14 protein-coding genes and 1 pseudogene are annotated in these 16,831 nt (G+C 63.3%); 5 read left to right on the top strand and 10 right to left on the bottom strand.

Annotated features, from left to right (window positions below):
• A complete protein-coding gene (locus ACK4R0_RS01200) occupies positions 1–879 on the bottom strand; it encodes an ester cyclase (RefSeq protein ID WP_409668998.1) in 879 nt (292 codons plus the stop codon).
• A gap of 156 nt (positions 880–1,035) precedes the next feature.
• Between ACK4R0_RS01200 and ACK4R0_RS01195 the strand changes: the two genes are divergently transcribed.
• Positions 1,036–1,932: a cupin domain-containing protein gene (locus ACK4R0_RS01195; RefSeq protein ID WP_409668995.1), complete on the top strand. Its 897-nt coding sequence runs from the start codon at positions 1,036–1,038 to the stop codon at positions 1,930–1,932.
• A gap of 14 nt (positions 1,933–1,946) precedes the next feature.
• Here the strand turns inward: ACK4R0_RS01195 and ACK4R0_RS01190 are convergent, their stop codons facing one another.
• Genes ACK4R0_RS01190 through ACK4R0_RS01160 form a run of 7 tightly spaced genes read right to left on the bottom strand, consistent with a single transcriptional unit; the run spans position 1,947 to position 8,552 of the window.
• On the bottom strand, positions 1,947–2,696 hold the full coding sequence (locus ACK4R0_RS01190) for an HpcH/HpaI aldolase family protein (RefSeq protein ID WP_409668992.1): 750 nt from the start codon (positions 2,694–2,696) through the stop codon (positions 1,947–1,949).
• Positions 2,693–3,829 (bottom strand): cobalamin-independent methionine synthase II family protein, encoded by a 1,137-nt coding sequence (locus ACK4R0_RS01185; protein ID WP_409668989.1) that lies wholly within the window; start codon positions 3,827–3,829, stop codon positions 2,693–2,695. Before ACK4R0_RS01185 ends, ACK4R0_RS01190 begins: the two co-directional genes overlap by 4 nt.
• Positions 3,826–4,557, bottom strand: a complete 732-nt coding sequence (locus tag ACK4R0_RS01180) for an alpha/beta fold hydrolase (RefSeq protein WP_409668986.1) — start codon at positions 4,555–4,557, stop codon at positions 3,826–3,828. Before ACK4R0_RS01180 ends, ACK4R0_RS01185 begins: the two co-directional genes overlap by 4 nt.
• A complete protein-coding gene (locus ACK4R0_RS01175) occupies positions 4,554–5,207 on the bottom strand; it encodes a hypothetical protein (RefSeq protein ID WP_409668983.1) in 654 nt (217 codons plus the stop codon). Before ACK4R0_RS01175 ends, ACK4R0_RS01180 begins: the two co-directional genes overlap by 4 nt.
• Positions 5,204–6,274: an ester cyclase gene (locus ACK4R0_RS01170; RefSeq protein WP_409668981.1), complete on the bottom strand. Its 1,071-nt coding sequence runs from the start codon at positions 6,272–6,274 to the stop codon at positions 5,204–5,206. The genes ACK4R0_RS01175 and ACK4R0_RS01170 overlap by 4 nt, the downstream gene beginning before the upstream one ends.
• Positions 6,274–7,335 (bottom strand): ester cyclase, encoded by a 1,062-nt coding sequence (locus ACK4R0_RS01165; RefSeq protein ID WP_409668979.1) that lies wholly within the window; start codon positions 7,333–7,335, stop codon positions 6,274–6,276. Before ACK4R0_RS01165 ends, ACK4R0_RS01170 begins: the two co-directional genes overlap by 1 nt.
• Positions 7,332–8,552 (bottom strand): MFS transporter, encoded by a 1,221-nt coding sequence (locus tag ACK4R0_RS01160; RefSeq protein ID WP_409668977.1) that lies wholly within the window; start codon positions 8,550–8,552, stop codon positions 7,332–7,334. Before ACK4R0_RS01160 ends, ACK4R0_RS01165 begins: the two co-directional genes overlap by 4 nt.
• 207 nt (positions 8,553–8,759) lie before the next feature.
• On the opposite strand from ACK4R0_RS01160, the gene ACK4R0_RS01155 reads away from it, so the two are divergent.
• From ACK4R0_RS01155 to ACK4R0_RS01145, 3 genes are all read left to right on the top strand, one after another.
• A complete protein-coding gene (locus ACK4R0_RS01155) occupies positions 8,760–11,594 on the top strand; it encodes a TonB-dependent receptor (RefSeq protein ID WP_409668974.1) in 2,835 nt (944 codons plus the stop codon).
• Between the two features lie 61 nt (positions 11,595–11,655).
• Complete coding sequence (locus ACK4R0_RS01150; protein ID WP_409668972.1) at positions 11,656–12,759, top strand: ester cyclase; 1,104 nt, start codon at positions 11,656–11,658, stop codon at positions 12,757–12,759.
• A complete protein-coding gene (locus ACK4R0_RS01145) occupies positions 12,756–13,955 on the top strand; it encodes an MFS transporter (protein WP_409668969.1) in 1,200 nt (399 codons plus the stop codon). Before ACK4R0_RS01150 ends, ACK4R0_RS01145 begins: the two co-directional genes overlap by 4 nt.
• On the opposite strand, the gene ACK4R0_RS01140 is transcribed toward ACK4R0_RS01145, so the two are convergent.
• Both ACK4R0_RS01140 and ACK4R0_RS01135 read right to left on the bottom strand, forming a co-directional pair.
• Positions 13,940–14,779, bottom strand: a complete 840-nt coding sequence (locus ACK4R0_RS01140) for a substrate-binding domain-containing protein (RefSeq protein WP_409670851.1) — start codon at positions 14,777–14,779, stop codon at positions 13,940–13,942. The genes ACK4R0_RS01145 and ACK4R0_RS01140 overlap by 16 nt on opposite strands.
• A gap of 27 nt (positions 14,780–14,806) precedes the next feature.
• A pseudogene (locus ACK4R0_RS01135) lies at positions 14,807–14,956 on the bottom strand (LacI family DNA-binding transcriptional regulator); the annotation flags it as partial.
• A gap of 304 nt (positions 14,957–15,260) precedes the next feature.
• On the opposite strand from ACK4R0_RS01135, the gene ACK4R0_RS01130 reads away from it, so the two are divergent.
• Positions 15,261–16,700, top strand: a complete 1,440-nt coding sequence (locus ACK4R0_RS01130) for an IS1182 family transposase (RefSeq protein WP_409668966.1) — start codon at positions 15,261–15,263, stop codon at positions 16,698–16,700.
• The last annotated feature ends 131 nt before the right edge of the window (positions 16,701–16,831 follow it).

The raw sequence follows: 16,831 nt of genomic DNA, 5'->3' as shown, positions 1-16,831 counted from the left end.
TCAGCTCCTGTCGGTAAGCGCAGCCATCCGGGCGAAAATATCGATGCCCATCTGCTGCAGAAGGTCGGGGATGTCGATCATCACCCAGTTTTCGGCGAGGCGGTCGCCGTCGCGCCGCCAGAAATCCATCACGCGCATCGTGACCTTGAGCCCGGTAGGCGCGAGGCCCAGCCAGCCTCCCCCGAGATGCGTGGCATGGATGCTCGGCCAGCCGGTCGATGCGATCAGATTGCCCTGCGCAAACCGCGCGCGGTGATTGCCGCCGACCCGGTCGGGGAACGCGGTGAGGAAGGGGTGCTGGTGCCCACGTTCGTAATCGCGGTGCCCCTGGAAGCTGCCGATCGGGTCGGGCCCGAACCACCAGAAGTCATCGTGCCAGAACGATGTCATGCCCATGCTGCCGAGCGAGCCATCGAAACGTTTAAGCCCGCCGATCATCGCCTCGACCATGTGCAGGCTCTTTGCCGTCTCTGCAGCATCGGATTCGGGCCAGAACGCCGTGCCGGTCGCGGGTGGGGGCGCCATCAGCGTGCTGCCGATCGCCGGGGCCAGCGGCCAGACCCCTGCCTGCATCATCAGCGAGGGCAGATCGAGCAGCACGAGCGTCTCGACCACCTGGTCGTGCTCGATCCGTTCGAAAACCCCGAAGCGCATATGTGCAATTCGCCCGGTCGCGGGGATGCCGAACAAGGGAGCCACGAAGCGTCCATGGACATGCCCGCTGAACGCCTGCCAGTGATTGCCTGCGAAATCACCACGCATCGCCAGTGCAGAGCGGATTGCGATATCCGGGAAGGCTACGGAAAGCGGCGCGATCAGCCGGGTTTCTGCCTGTTCGATCCCGTGGCAATCATCAATCGGATGCGCACAACGCAGCATATGCGCGGCATTCCAGTGTTCCTTGCGATTTCCAAACAAAACAGGTGCAACCATTTCGACATCCTCCGCCAACGGCTATTGACTGCGAATGCAACAGAAGGCAAGAGGGATCATGCACATCGGTTCACAACGATAACCAGCGGAAGCAGGACTACCATGACTTACGACGAAATTGAGGGGCGCATCGTGCGTTATGCCGACCTCAGGCCCTGCTACAATGCGTTCATCGACACCCGCTCGCCCGGTTCGCAGGCGAAGGAGAACTTCACCATCATCGGCCCCGGCGTTGCCGAGAACCCCGATCAGTTCGTGCACATCACCGAGGAGCACGGCTTCAACATCGGCGGTGCACGCCAGCCGCCCGAATGCGTCAATTCCCAGCACAGCCACAACACCGCCGAGGTGTTCGTGGTCCATACCGGCGACTGGCGCTTCGATCTGGGCGAGCACGGCGATGATGCGCAGATCGTGCTTTACCCCGGCGACGTCATTTCGATTCCCACCAAGATCTTTCGAGGTTTCACCAATGTCGGCACCGACACTGGGTTCCTTTGGGCCGTGCTGGGTGGAGACGATCCGGGCCGCGTCCTGTGGGCGCCGCAGGTGTTCGAGATGGCAAAGGACTATGGTCTCGTGCTGCTGGAGAACGGTCTGCTTGCCGATACCGCTGCAGGCGACGAGATCCCTCCCGACGTCCGTCCGATGCCGGTAACCAGCCGGCAACAGGTCGAAGCGTTGCACCGGGCAACGCCCGAGGAGGCGCAAAATCTCGTCGTGCGCGATGCACCGGGAGACATGGCAATCATTGGTCCGGGCGCGCCGTTCGACTGGCCGCACGGGTTCACAATGGACCGGATCGAGCTTGCGGGCGAACGGTATCTGAGTGACGGAGCAGCCGTGCTATTCGTACAGAGCGGAACGGTGCAGATTGCAGGCGCAGCGGGTTCCTCGGCGCTGCACCCGGGTGACACAATGACGGTACCAGCCGCCTTCGGCGACTATAGCCTGCACAGCGAGAGCGCGGTGGTGTTCAAGGTGCGCCGTAGCGCCTAGAGCATGATGACAGCCTAGCTACGGATGGCATCGCCCAGCGCGCGGGCACCATCGAGCAGGAATTCCTGATCCGAGCGAAGCAGAAACAGGCTGGCGCCCTGCCCCCGCCAGTGCGGTATGTCGGACGGGCGGGCGAGGAACATGCCCACGGTCCGGCCCGCGGCGCGCGCAGCGGCACAGATCTTCTCAACTGCTGCGACCACCACGGCGTCATCGGGTGTATCTGCATCGAGCGAAAGCGTCAGATCCGCGCGGCCGATGAACAGGGCGTCGATCCCTTCGACCGCAGCGATGGCATCGATATGGTCGAGCGCCTCGGCATCCTCGATCTGCGCGACGATCGCGACATCGCGCGCTGCATCGCGGTGCCTGGCCATGCCTTTGGTGGTGTAGCCCGCCGCGCGTGTGCTGCCGGCAAAGCCCCTGCCCCCCGGCCCGTAATGGCAGGCCCTCACGAGCGCCTCGGCCTCGGCTGCGGAACGGATATGCGGCGCCAATATGCCGTCTGCGCCGCAGTCAAGCGCATTGAGGATCTGCTCGGGGCTACCCGAGGCCGGGCGAACCAGTGCCGGCTTCCCGCCGGCGCGCGCTGCCATCAGGCACAGGTCGAGCGTGCCACGATCGAACGGCGCATGCTCGGCATCCAGCACCAGACAGTCGAGACCGGTCAGCGCCAGCACCTCGACGACATGCGGGTGGGGGGTCTTGACGAAGGTTCCGGCCAGAAGCTCGCCGGCGCGCAGCCGCTGCTTGAGGTTGCTCACAGCTTCGCACTCGCCAGCGCTGCGCCTTCGGCAAGGGTGGCAAGCTTGGCCCAGACGATGTCCGGATCGACCGCGCCGAAACCGGCAAAGGTCGAAAAGCCGCAGTCGGTCCCCGCGATCACGCGGTCCGCCCCGACGATGGCGACGAACTTTTCGATCCGCTCGGCCACGACGCGCGGGTGCTCGATGAAGTTGGTGGTCGAATCGATCACGCCCGGGATCAGAATCTTGTCGTCGGGTATGAGATCGCGCATCTCGGCAAAGAAATTCCAGTCGTGCTGGTGGCGCGGGTTGGAGGTTTCGAACAGCAGTCCTGCAGGCTTGGCCTTCATCAGCGTCGGCAGGATGACCCCCATCTCGACATCGCAGTGGTGCGGCCCTTCATAGTTGCCCCAGCACACATGCATCCGCACCTTGTCGGACGGTATGTTGCGCAGGGCATGGTTGAGCACCTCGACATGCTTGCCGATCAGATCAAGATAGGCCTCGTCGGGCTGATGCTTGTAGATCATGTGCCGTCCGAGCCCGAGGTCGGGGCTGTCGAGCTGGAGTGTCAGCCCGGCGGCCACGATCGCCTCGTACTCGGGCCGCATCGCCTCGGCCAGGGCCTCGAGATAGGCGTCCTGCGTGGCGTAAAATTCATTGGGCTGGAACAGCGCGATAACTCCGGGCGAAGCGGCATTCATGAACGCGCCGTGCGGATGGCTGTCGGCCATCGCCTTGCGCAAGTGCGCGATGTCTTCGTGCAGCGGATCGAGCGTGAGCGGCGTGACCTCGGCGACGCATTTGGGCCGGCGATAGCTCGGCGTCCCGCCACCCTTGGCCTGGCGTTCGAGAAAGCCCGGAAAGGCTTCGAGATCGGCGGGCGGATCGCGCGGGCTGTCGCCGTCGAAGCCGGTGATCCGGTCCTTGATATAGGTGGCATAGCTGATCTTGGACATCTCGCCGTCCGACACCAGATCTATCCCAGCCTTCACCTGCTGCGCGACCACGTTTGCGACGGCATCGCTGATGGTGGCCTCGAACACCGCCGCATCGACATCATCGCCGCGTTCCTTCGCAAAAATCAGATCCGCGACGGCCTTCGAACGTGGCAGCGACCCGACATGGGTGGTGAGAATGCGGTGTGTCATCGATCCAGCTCCTGTTGTTCTATCCAATGCAGCAGCGCGTTCGCAAACGCCCGCGGCTGTTCCAGCGGGAGCATGTGTCCCGAATGTGCGAAAATTTGCAGCTGGGCCTGCGGCGCACGCGCAGCCCAGTCGCGGTGCCACGCAGGCGGGCACAATGCGTCTTCCTCGCCGCAGCCCAGCAGCACCGGCACGCTCAGCGAACCCAGCACGGGGCGCAGGTCATCGCGCAGCCGCAGCGCCTCGCTTTGCGCGACGAAGACGTCCGAGCCGAGCGCCAGGCCCATGTCGCGCAGCAGCACGAGCAGCAGCACATCGCCCCGGTTACAGGCGGCGAGGTAATTGGGCTTGAGTTCCTCGACGATCACCCGCTCCAGATCGCCACCGCGGACCTGTGCCTGCTGCCGGATGCGCATCTGCGAGCGTTCGGGAAGATCGGCTCCGGCATTCAGCCCGGATAGCGCGAGACCCGTGATCCTCTCGGGTGCCTGGCGCGCCATTTCCAGCGCAACGATCGCCCCCATCGAGAACCCGACAGGGACCAGAGCGCCTTGCGAATCTGCAAGCGCGCGCGCCGCCATCGCGGAAATGCTGGCATCGCGCGTGGTGTCGGCATCGTGGATAGCTAGACGCTTGCGCCGGAGGGCTGACCGCAGGAACCCATCCGCTCCGTCCCACAGACGGTGGTCGCACATGTTTCCCGGTATCAGCACGATCGTGGGCAACATCATGCGATCCGGGGCTGCCAAGCAGCTTTGGCCAGCGCGGATTGTCCGCTAGCATCCGGGATGATCGTGAGGCCGCCCGCATCGCTGGCGGTGACCGCGTTGACAAACCCGGCATGGATGGCGGCGCGGACGTGCACGGCAAACAGCGCAATGACCGTATTTCCTGCCGAAAATGCGCGCAGGCAGATCGGGCGGGCATGCAAGGGTGCCATGCCATCGCTCGCGCGACAGCTGCGCGATACCGTTTGTCCTGCTTCGAGCAAAATGCCCGCATGCGCTGCGTCGAGCCGTGGATGATCTGATGCGGCAAACGCGACGCCGGCGCCCGCCTGCGCCAGATCGACATCGAACGGCACGCTAAGTTCAGGTTCGCGCGGCAGTACAGGATCGTCCCCCAGCCGCCACAGCCGCGCAACATGACCGCCCGCCAGATCGGCGACCAGAGCCCGGTCATCCCACAGCAGGGCGGCGTGTCCGGCGGTCTCGACATAGCGTGGCTCCGTCGCGATCGGAAAACTGCGGAAAGCCTGGGTGATGGCGTCGATCCCGTAAAGCTCGGTCCCGAAGGCCGAGGCACGGCAGGTCTGCAGCAGGAAATCGCCAGCGAATGCCCCGCCCGATGCCAGCGCACGCAGATTGGTCTCGGTGCTCATGCGCCCAGCCCTCCAAACACTTGCCGCAGGATCGCAAGTTCGTCGAACACCGTGGCGTCCTCGACGATCAGCCCGCCGCGCAGCCGGTAATGCGATACCGCGAGCACATAGACATCGCGCCCGGTCGCTGCGCCCCAGATGCCGTTGCTGCGGTGGGCCCCCGCAAGCGACCACCGCAGCGCGACCGCGATATCGCCATCGGGCAAGGGCCGTGCGGCGACATGATCGATGCTGAGCGCAACATCGTGCAGCGAAGCGGTCAGCTGGGTGATGCAGCCGATCCAGTATCCCCGGCCAAAGCCCGCGCGGTTGGACGGCCAGCGCATCTCCACCGATGGCGACAGTGCCTGCGCCGCATCGCCGTACAAGGCGTCGCGAAACGCCGTCTTCAACATCGCTGCGGGGCCGAAGGCCGGATGGTCCGCAGCAATCGCGCAATCCGTCTGGCTGCGGGTGCGCGCGATCGCCTCTGTCCGCCAACCGTGGCGGGCCGGATCACCCTCCCTGTCGGCCTCGGCCTGCGCCCGCGCGATGGCAAGCGGGTCGACGCCGACCTGCCACACTGCGCGCAGATTGTCGCGAACCAGCCATTCCTCGACGATGCGGTTCTCGCTGCAGGCGCAATCGGCAATGGTCATCACGCCATTGGCGTGCATCGTTGCCGGACCAAGCAGGGCATCGTCGCCAGAATGGGTCGAGCGGCTGACGATACGGTGCGAACTGTAGAGGCGACCGTCGTCATCTGCGCTCCAGATGACATCCTCGCCGATCAGCTTGCGGTCCGGGGTGGCAGACAACGTTGTGATGGTGTTCTGCACCACGGTCTCGACCCCGACCACCGGGCCCGCCAGCGTGTGCACAACGCAGTCCGCCCCGTAGTGCGTCCGGCACAGGCCGACATTCTTTTCCTCCCAGATCCGGTGGGTGCAACGGATGATGTAATCGACGAAATCGCGATACACCGGATCGAAACCGGGCAAGGCCTGGCGCTGCGGACCCGACGCGAGCAGATCGGCAATCGGCCGGCCCGCGGGCGAACGCACCTCTGACAGGGCATCCCAGCGCATCACGATGCGTACACCTGGACCAGCATGCCGAGTTCGTCGAAGATCAGCCATTCCTCGACAATCTTCCCGCCCTGGAAACGCAGGTGGCTCGACACCATCATGCTGAGCGGACGATCGGCCGGGCAATCGCCCATCACCCCGCCCGGTGCGCTCGCGCCTTCGAACACCCAGCGGATCGCGAGGATGACACCGTCGTTCTCCTCAGAATGGCATACATGCTGGACCCGCGCCGCGCCATTGGGGATCGATGCCTGAAGGCCGATCAGCAGGCTGCTGATCGCGCGCGCGCCACAGGCCTCCTGCCCGCCAGCAGCATGGATCACCGCTTCCGGGCCGTAATACCGGTCAAGCCAGTCGAAGCGCTTGAGATTCCACAGATCATGAATGAACGCGCGGGCCCAGCCCATTGCGGTGCCGGTTGGCTCGTCGAGGCGGGTTCGCGGCGGCATCTGGCTGGCCAGCGTCGCAGGCGCGGTCGTGATCCGTCCCTGGCCCTGGCTCGCCAGTTCGCGCGCCAGGATGTGGATATCGAAGCCGAGCTGGCGTACCGCGGCACCGCTGTCGCGCACCAGCCATTCGGTATGGATGCGGTTGTCCTTGCTGATGCAGTCGGCGACGAAATACCGCGCAGTGCGCTTGCCAGTGGCAGGCCCCCAACCGCTGCGGCCCAGATTGGTGGCGCGCGCAAATCCCAGATGCGAGGTGTAGAAGCCTACGTCCTCATCGCCGCTCCATGCGACGTTGAGATGCTGGGTGTCATATTCGGGATAGGCGTTGAGCGTCGCCAACGTGCCCGCAACCACCTCTTCCACCGACCGGCCGATGCCATAGGACGAATAGACCGTGCAGGCCCCATCATAGGTGTCATAGATCCGGCCGATCGCGCGATCGCTCCAGATTTCTTCGGTGATTTCGATGATATAGTCGACGATATCCGTATACTGCGGATCGAACCCGCGCATCGGTTGGGTGCGTTCGGCGGCTCGCGCGGCGTTGGCATCGATCTGGCGAATCCGGCGAACCGGCGGGCGTTCGGGAAGCTTGAAGGGCGCGTCGGTCACGTTGTCTTTTCCTTGCGAAATACGGTTTCGGGCAGCATCAGCCAGACTGCGCCGCCAAGCGTGAAGGCCACCGCCGACAGCAGCATGGCGCTTTCGAGGCCATAGCTGTCGGCGATCGCACCGGTGACGAGCGGCGAGGTCATTGAGATGATGCGACCCCAGTTGAAGATCGACATGGCGGAGGATCGCAGGTGCGCGGGGAACAGCTCGGACATCCAGGGAGCCCATGCGACCGATGCGGTGATCATGAAGCCCCACAAGGCCCCTCCCAGCTGAAGCGATCCCGCGTCTTTGAGCAGCGTGAGATACAGGACCACCGAGGCTCCGGCGATGAAGAAGCCGATCCCGCACAGCCGTCGGCCATAGCGGTCGCTGAACCAGCCCCAGAAAAAACCGCCCAGGACCGCTCCGATGAACTGCCAGTAGATGATCTTCGAGATGAGTTCCGGGCTGAACTGCTTGACGTCCTTCAGATAGGTCGTGACCCATCCGGCAAACGCCTGGTACCCGAAGAAGTTGAGGCTCGTCAGCAGGAAGAGCAGCAGCGTGGTGCGGATCAGCCCCTTCTGGAACAGATCCATGATCGGAAGCTTGCGCGACGGGATGCGATGCTCATCCGCGCCCCAGGCCAGCATCTTGCGGTCATCGGGAACGAAGACAAACACCAGAGGCGCAACGATCAGCGGGGGGATAGCGCCCCAGAGGAGCAGGCTGTGCCAGTCGGCCTGGCCGGTCTGCGTGCCATAGGCCCAGCCAAGCGCGACCACCGAAAGATTGTAGGTGCCCTGCCCGAGCGCCGATAGCTTGCCGCGCCAGGTGTTGGGGAAAAGCCCCATATAGGTCGCGATCAGCACCGGAAAGATCGCACCGAGGAAGAAACCCAGCAGCGCACGCTGTCCCAGCAGCTCGGCGTAGCTGCCGACCACGGTTCCAGCCGCACCCATCACCGCATAGCCGGCAATGACGAAAAACAGAGTCCTGCGCCGACCGAATCGATCTGCAACCTGTCCCAGTATGATCGCGCCAGCCAAGGCGCCCAGGCTTTGGGCCGTATAGGCCGACCCTGCCTGCGTAAGAGTAAGGTCAAGCGACGCGCGAATCTGCGGGCGCAGGACATCGACCGTGTTCCACGTCCACCCGTAGAAGAACTCTGCGATCATCAGGAATCCGAAAGCGAGCCATCGCCGCCATGCCGGGAGGTCTTCAGCCCGCATCATCACCATTGGCATTGCCCTCCCCGAATTTCGCCATGGTTGGTATCGCATGCAAACACATTAGTCCAACATTTCCGGGATGAAATCGCCATTTGTTACGCAAAAACCACATGACACGAAATTATTTTTGACTGCGATTGCAAAACTGAAATCGGTCACGTAAAAGCTGGAACGACAAAAACACTAAACATCACATTGATGGGGGAAATCATGCTGCACCGTGCCAGGGACGCCGTATCTGCAATCGCACTCGCAACCAGTCTGCTGGCTGCACCAGCCATCGCGCAGGAGGCAGGTCCCGATGACGCGGCAAGCACATCCGGCATCGGCGAGATCGTGGTCACTGCCCAACGGCGCGAAGAAAGCCTTCAGGACGTCCCGCTTTCGATCACCGCAGTCACCAGCGAGCAGCTGCGCGCCGCAAACGTGACCGACGTCACCCGCATCGAGCAGATCGCCCCGGGTGTCCGCATCGCCCGCTCGGGCTCCGATGCCCGTCCCGCGATCCGCGGTGTGGTGACAGAGGCGATCGGCGCGAACTCGGATCCGCGCATCGGCTTCTACGTCGACGACATCTACCAGTCGCGCACCAGCCAGGCGCTGGCCGCGTTCGTCGATCTGGAGCGCGTCGAAGTGCAGAAGGGTCCTCAGGGCACGCTTTACGGCCGCAACAGCTTCGGCGGCAATATCGCGATCTTCTCGGCGGTGCCCAAGGACGAATTCGGCGCTGGCCTCGACCTGCTCTATGGCAACTTCAACCGCGGCCGTATTGAGGGCTTCATCAACGTCCCGCTTGCCGACGATTTTGCGCTGCGCGTGGCGGGCAGCTACGAACGCCAGGACGGTTACGTCAAGAACACCTCGACCGGATCGGACCTCGGCGACGAGGATGCTGGCTTCGTCCGTGCCATCCTGCGCTATGCGCCCGTGGGCTCTGGCCTCGATATCCAGCTGCGCGGTTCCTATTACAAGCAGGGTGGCGCCGGTATCTCGGCATTCGGCTACAAGTCGATCGGTACATTGGTTGCACCGTCACTGGTCCGTGCGCCCGGCGGCACGATCACGCTCGGCAACGGCCGGGTGCTGACGTTTGCGCAAGGCTTCAACGGCCAGGTCTTCCCAACCTCGCTGGGCGTCGCCACCCCGGTTCCGTTCAACTCGCGCTTTCGCGACGGCATCCCCGATGTGAATGGCGCAGATGTCGGCGTGCCGATCGAAGCGAGCCCGTACCGGATCAACTTCGACGCGCGGGTGAAGCGCGACACCGAGCAGAAGCAATTCTCGGGCGTCATCAATTATGATTTCGGCCCGGTGACCGTCCGTTCGATCACCAGTTACACCGATTTCTTCGCCAATCGCCAGTCGGACAATGATTTCTCGTCCGCGCCGATTGCAATCGATTCGAACCTGACCCGGGTCGAGACGTTCACGCAGGAACTGCAGCTGCTCTCCAGCGATGCCTCCAGCCCGTTCCAGTGGATCATCGGCGGCTATTATTACGACGACAAGATCGAGGAGATTTTCTTCTCGGACAACTTCACCAATTATCCGGTCGCAGGGCAAACCGCGCTGTCGGCTTTCGGTACATCGTTCCTGCCGGGCGCCGCCGCCCCCAACAATTCGCGGCTCAGCGCTATCCGGTCCGACAACTTTGCACCGGTGCTGCTCAAGACCAAGTCCTATGCCGGCTTCGTCCAGGCGTCGTACACGCTGTTCGACAAGCTGCGGCTGACCGGGGGATATCGCTACACCAGCGACCAGAAGGATTATGCGGCCGGGATCACCTCGGGTGCCACAGGCGGCGGCTTCCTGGCCTATGACCTGCTCCAGCCGGTCAACTATGCCTGCCCGCCTGCCGGATCGACCACCGCACAGTTCGGCAACAACCCTGCATCTACCACCTCGACGGCCACCAACGCAGTCAATGCGCTGGGCATCCAGTGCGGATCGCGCAAGTTCAACTTTTCGACCTGGCGCGGTGCGGTCGACTTCCAGTTCACCCGCGACAACATGGTGTACGGCAGCGTTTCACGCGGGGTGCGCTCGGGCGGTTTCAACAACGTCCTGAACACCTTGACCGGATCGGTGCTGCCGTTCGAGCCCGAAGTTGTGACCGCTTATGAGCTGGGCACCAAGAACCGCTTCGCCAACGACCGGGTGCAGTTCAACGCAGCGTTCTTCTACAACGACTTCACCGATCTGCAGGTCCAGAATGCGCTACCTGCACCAAACGGCCTGACCACGGTGTCGATCATCACCAACGCCGGCAAGAGCCGTGCTTATGGTGTCGAGGTTGACGCGATCTTCAAGCCGGTTCCGCGCCTGACCTTCCAGGTGTCGTACAACTATCTCGACGCCAAGGACACCGACCTGGTCTTCGGCACCCAAGCCAATGGCCTGTGCAACGCGGGTGTGCTCTCGACCGGCGGCTGCGTCGCGGTTCCGGGCTATGCCAATGCGGCCGCCCCGACGACAGCTGAAATCGCTGCGGTGCAGGCGGCTTTGGCCGTCAACTCGATCGGCGTCGGTCCACAGGGTGCGGCGTTCCCCAACACCGTCAGCGATCCGGTCCGTTTCCGGCAGGTATTCCTGACCGCCGCCAACGGCCAGCAGATCCCGGCGACCCAGGTGTCGGGCGGCGTGACCTTGCCGGTCTACAACTATGTGCTCGGCGGCAAGGGCGCCGACGGCAGCAAGCTGGTGTCCGAAACTCCGCTGTCGCCCAAGCACGTCATCCAGCTGGGCATGGCCTACGACATCGACTTTGCAGGCGGCAGCCTAACCCCCAGCGTGCAGAGCTATTTCTCGTCGAGCTATATCAACACCCCGTTCACCACCGAATTCGGGCGGCAGAAGGCTTTTACCCGCACCGATCTGCGCATAAGCTGGCGCTCGGGCGATGAACGGATCAGCCTGCAGGCCTATGTCGAAAATCTCGAGAACGACGCGGTGCTGAACCGCGTGGCGTTCGGCGCCAACCGCAGTCTCAACGGCGTGTTTGGTTTGCCGCGGACCTACGGTATCAAGGCCGGATACCGCTTCTGAACCGGAAGCCCATTCCCCGGAACGCAGCCAGAGCCTGCGTTCCGGGACAACGGAGATGAACATGGCCAATGTTGTCCTGCATTCCACAGACAAGGACAATCCCCGCAAGATCACGCAGGTGCGGCATCAGGCGATCAACGATCTGCTGCAGCCCCGCGACTGGCGGGCGCAGCCTTTGGATGGATTTGACGAGGTCTATTCGGACATCGTCCATTACATCGCGTATTGCACCCACCGCATCTGGGCGGAAAAGTCGATCGGGCTGATCTACACGCATTACGACCCGGCCGTGGTCGTCATCACGCCTGCAGGGACGACCAATTCGGTCGAACAGGTCATGGCGAGCACGCTGTCGACGATGCAGGCGTTTCCCGATCGCGAAAGCCGGCTGGTCAACGTGGCGTGGACGGGCGATGCCCGCACCGGGTTCTACACCTCGCATCTGGGAATGAGCCAGATGACCAATCTGGGCCCGACCATCTACGGCCCGGCCACCGGCAAGCGCGTCAAGATCCGCCATTGTGCCGATTGCCGGATCAAGGACAACCGCATCTTCTACGAATGGCTGATACGCGACAATGGCGCGCTGGTCCGCCAGCTGGGCCACAACCCCCACGATATCGCGCGCAAGGCCGCCGAGGTCATCGACCGCAGCGGGCAGGCCCCGACCAACAGCGGAATGCCCGAGCGCACCCAGGGACAACGCTTGCCCGAACGCCTCGATCTGCCGTGCGATACGCCCGAGCAGAAGCTGCGGCACATGATCCACGATGTGTGGAACCAGCGGCTGCTCGATCGGCTGGCCAAGGCCTATACCCCAGACTGCGTCATCCACACCGCGCCAGGCCGCGAGCTTGAAGGCGTCAACGGCCTGACCTGGTGGGTGATCCGCATGCTCGCTGCGTTTCCCGACGCGGTGATGACGGTCGAGCATTATTGCGATGTCGAGGAAGCCGATGGCCGCATTGCTGCGGTGCGCTGGACGCTCAGCGGCACGCACCGCGGTGACGGTCTGTTCGGTCCGCCCACCGGCAAGCCCGCCACGATCATGGGAATCTCGCATTTTCGCTTCGATGGCGATCGCATCGCCGAGGAATGGACCGTGTTCGACGAGATCGCGGTGCTGGCGCAGTTGTACGCGCAGACCAACGTGCTTGCGGTGTGAGCGAGGCCAGGGGTGAATGGCGGCGGGGCTGGCGGGTCGTCCTCGGTTCGGCCCTCGCGCTCGGCACTGCGCTGCCAGTATGGAATTATGTCTCGAGCCTCTTCGTCGTCCACCTGACCGGAGAGTTCGGCTGGACCCGAGGCCAGCTAGCCAGCGCCACGTCGGCGGCTTTTATCGGCTCGCTGGCGGGGCCCTTCGTCGGCAAGCTTGCCGACAACATCGGGGTTCGCCCGGTGCTCGGGCTTGGGCTAATCGGCTATGCCTGCATGTTCCTGGCACTGGCGTTCCAGCCCGGAACGCTGCTCGCCTACACCATCATCATCATGTTTCACACGATGATCGGAATAGCCTGCGGCGGGGCGATCTTCAGCCGCGCGGTGGCAAGCTGGTTCGAGAACGGGCGCGGGTTCGCGCTCGGACTGACAATGACGGGCGTGCCCCTGTCCGCGGCGTTCATCGCACCTGCGGTGCAATGGATGATCGACAACAACGGCTGGCGATCGGGCTATATGCTGCTCGCCGGTCTCACACTGTGCCTTGGCTTGCCACTGGTGCTTGCGCTCGTGCGTGAACGCCCGCGCCCGCCCGAGGCCGCTTTCGAGCTCGGCGCGGATTGGGGGCAGATCATCCGCAGTCCGGGGTTCTGGCTGCTCGCGCTGTCGCTGCTGCCGGTCAATGCGGCGGGTACGGGGGTGATGAGCGCGATGGCTCCAATGCTGACCGATCAGGGCATCAGCGCTGCGACCGCCGCGCAATTGGTGGCGCTGTTTGCGGTGGCAGTGATCGTTGCGCGACTGGCGGCCGGCTGGTCGATCGACCGCTTCCCACCGCATATCGTCGCAGCGGTGGTGACCGCCGCACCTGCTCTGGGGTGCGTGTGCCTGTTCTATGCCGATGGCTCGGCCGCGTGGGCCACCGTTGCGCTGCTGCTCATAGGGGTCCAGCAGGGCGCGGAGATAGACCTGGTCGGTTATCTGCTCGCTCGGCTGTTCGGCATGCGCAATTTTGCCAGCGCTTATGGCGTGTGCGTGGCGTTCCTGGGCCTTTCGGGGGCGGCAGGCGTGGCCTGGTTCGGGCGCAGTTTCGATGCCTCCGGCAGCTATGGCTCGGTCGTGTTCGTGTCGATCTTTGCCTATCTGCTCGGCGCCGCGCTGTTGTATGCGCTGGGCAAGCGAGTGGCTCACCCCACCGGCTGAAGCCTTGCGGTTGCTCCTGGAATGAACTGGCCACCGAAACTACGCACTTCGGGCGGCAGTTCCGGGGTCTCGATCCGCTCGATCAGCATCTGCGCTGCCGCCTCGGTCATCCGGCGGACCGGCTGGCGGACCGTGGTGAGCTGGTAACCGCTCCACTGACCCGGGCCCACGCCGTCGAATCCGACGATCGAGATGTCGTTCGGAACGTCAAGTTTCAGATCACCACGTGCACCATCCACAGCGCCGATCGCCATCAGGTCGTTGGTGCACAGCACGGCATCGAGCCGTCCCTTCATGCGCTTGTGCAGCGCAATCAGCCCGGCCTTGCCGCTCTCATAATCGAATGCGCCGGTTACGACCTCGCACTCGAGCCCGCGCTCGCGGATCGCTGCGCTGGCGGCCGCGACACGGTCCCGGCTCACGGTGTTGTCCTGCGGCCCGGTGATCAGGCCGAAGCTGGAATGGCCCGCCTTGACCAGCTGATCGACCAGCTGCCGTTCCCCAGTGACCGGATCGCAGCACACGCTTGGAACAAGGCCGTTCTCGCCGACGCGGTTGTACAGCACCACCGGCACCCGGTTCTCTCGGAACTGCTCGAGCTGCTCGGGCAGTAACCGGGCGGCAGCAATCGCGCCGTCGACGCGGAACCGCCAGATCTGGTCGAGCAGCGCATCGACATCGCTTTCGGCGTCGAGCGTGAACAGCAGCACCCGGTAGTCGCGATCGGACAGCCGCCGCGTCAGTTCGGACAGAACCTCGGGATAGTGCAGGTTGGTCAGGTTGGAGATGATGACCGCAATCAGCCCGGACCGGCGCGTGATCAACCCCGATGCAAAGGCGTTCGGCTTGTAATTTAGCGCCTTTGCCGCGCTGAGAACCTTGGCACGGGTCGCCGGTGCAATACTTGAACCCGGCCTGAAGCATCGCGAGACAGCTGACTGCGAAACACCTGCAAGCTGGGCGACGTCATACGATGTCGGCGGACGGTTGGGCTCCCTCATGCGACGGTCATACAGCGCAAACTTCCCGGCATACAAGGCAGGTTATGGCGCCCGCCAAGGGTAATGATTCAATTATGCCCAAGCTTCCAGCGAAGAGACCTGCGGCCGACCGTTGAACGTTCTCCAGAAATATGGGCAGCCATCATGCTGGTTCAGCGGTAACGCCCACCTAGTCCACTGCCGTCGACCGCTTTTGGCGAGAACTGACATTCAGCGCCGCTAACGCCGAAGTCCGGCTCTGGGTCGAGGCTGTGTAAAAAGGCGAGAAAATGCTATGATCTCCTGAGTTCAGGAGGCTTTTGAGATGGGCCGTTTCGTTGAAGGTCAGGACTGCCGGCAAGACTTTCTGTTGCCAGCATCGCTCGATGACTATGTGTCTGAGGACAACCCCGTTCGGGTTATAGCGGCTTTCATCGACGAACTGGACCTGCATGCGTTGGGGTTTGCCGGTGCAACGCCTGCCCGCACGGGACGACCTTCCTACCATCCCTCGACGATGCTCAAGATCTACCTTTATGGCTACTTGAACCGGGTTCAGTCGAGCCGACGTCTCGAGCGCGAGACGCAGCGCAATATCGAACTGATGTGGCTGACCGGCAGGCTGGCGCCCGACTTCAAGACGATCGCCAACTTCCGGCGCGAGAACGGCCCGGCAATCCGGGCAACGTGCCACCAGTTCGTTATGCTGTGCCGCAGGCTTGGCTTGCTCACCCAGGCCGTTGTCGCTGTCGATGGCAGCAAGTTCAAAGCGGTAAACAACCGGGACCGCAACTACACGGTGCACAAGGCTGCGAAGCGGATCGAACAGGTCGAGGCGAGCATCGATCGCTATCTTGCCGCCCTTGATCGCGCCGACCGGGAAGGCAGCGATGTTCCCGAAGTTCGGGTCGACCAGATCCGCGAGAAGATCGCCGGCTTGCGACGTCAAATGCGGTTCCTGAGGGGGATGGCCGAACAGGTCGACAACGCTCCTGACCGTCAGGTATCGCTAACCGACCCTGATGCGCGTTCCATGAGCACGAGCGGCCGTGGAACCGGGATCGTCGGCTATAACGTCCAGGCGGTGGTCGATGCCGAAAACCACCTCGTCGTCGCGCACGAAGTGGTGAATGAAGGGCATGACCGAACGCAGCTCGCGCCGATGAGCCGCCAGGCGAAGGATGCTATCGGCGCCGACGAGATCACCGTCCTGGCAGACCGCGGGTATTACAATGCGGAGCAGGTACTGGAATGCGATGGCATCGGCATCCTGCCGTGCGTGCCCAAGACCGACACCTCGGGCAAAGCGCAGCGCGGCCTCTTCACGAAAGCCGACTATGTCTATGATGCGGATAAAGATCATTATACCTGCCCGGCAGGCGCGCAGCTCACGAGAACCTCGATACGCTCTGACCATCGCGGCGAGGAATACAAATATCGCAATCTCACCGCCTGCCATACGTGTGAGCTGAGACCGCGCTGCACACCCGAAAAGGCGAAGCGCATAAGGCGGTGGGCGAATGAAGCTGTGCTCGAGGCCATGCAGAAGCGGCTCGATCTGCTGCCCGAAGCCATGGCCATCCGTCGCCGAACCGTCGAACATGTCTTCGGCACGCTCAAATCATGGATGGGCAGTACGCACTTCCTCACCAGAACACTGAAAAACGTCAGAACCGAGATGAGCCTCAGCGTTCTCGCCTACAACATGAAGCGGATGATCAGGATGATGGGCGTCCCAGCGCTGCTTGAGGCGATCCGGACCTGAAAACAACATTATCGCCAGCTCTTCTCTCACCACGGAGAACCGGCTGCCACAACCTAACCCGGCGTTTTTACACAGCCTCGGTCGAGGGGTGCCGTTACCGAGTGGCAGATCGGACGGCCGCTTTCCATCGA

The sequence above is a fragment of the Blastomonas sp. genome, from assembly GCF_046294995.1.
Lineage (GTDB): Bacteria > Pseudomonadota > Alphaproteobacteria > Sphingomonadales > Sphingomonadaceae > Blastomonas.
Note: the sequence above shows the minus strand (reverse complement) of the source record. Positions and strands in the feature narration are given on the sequence as shown.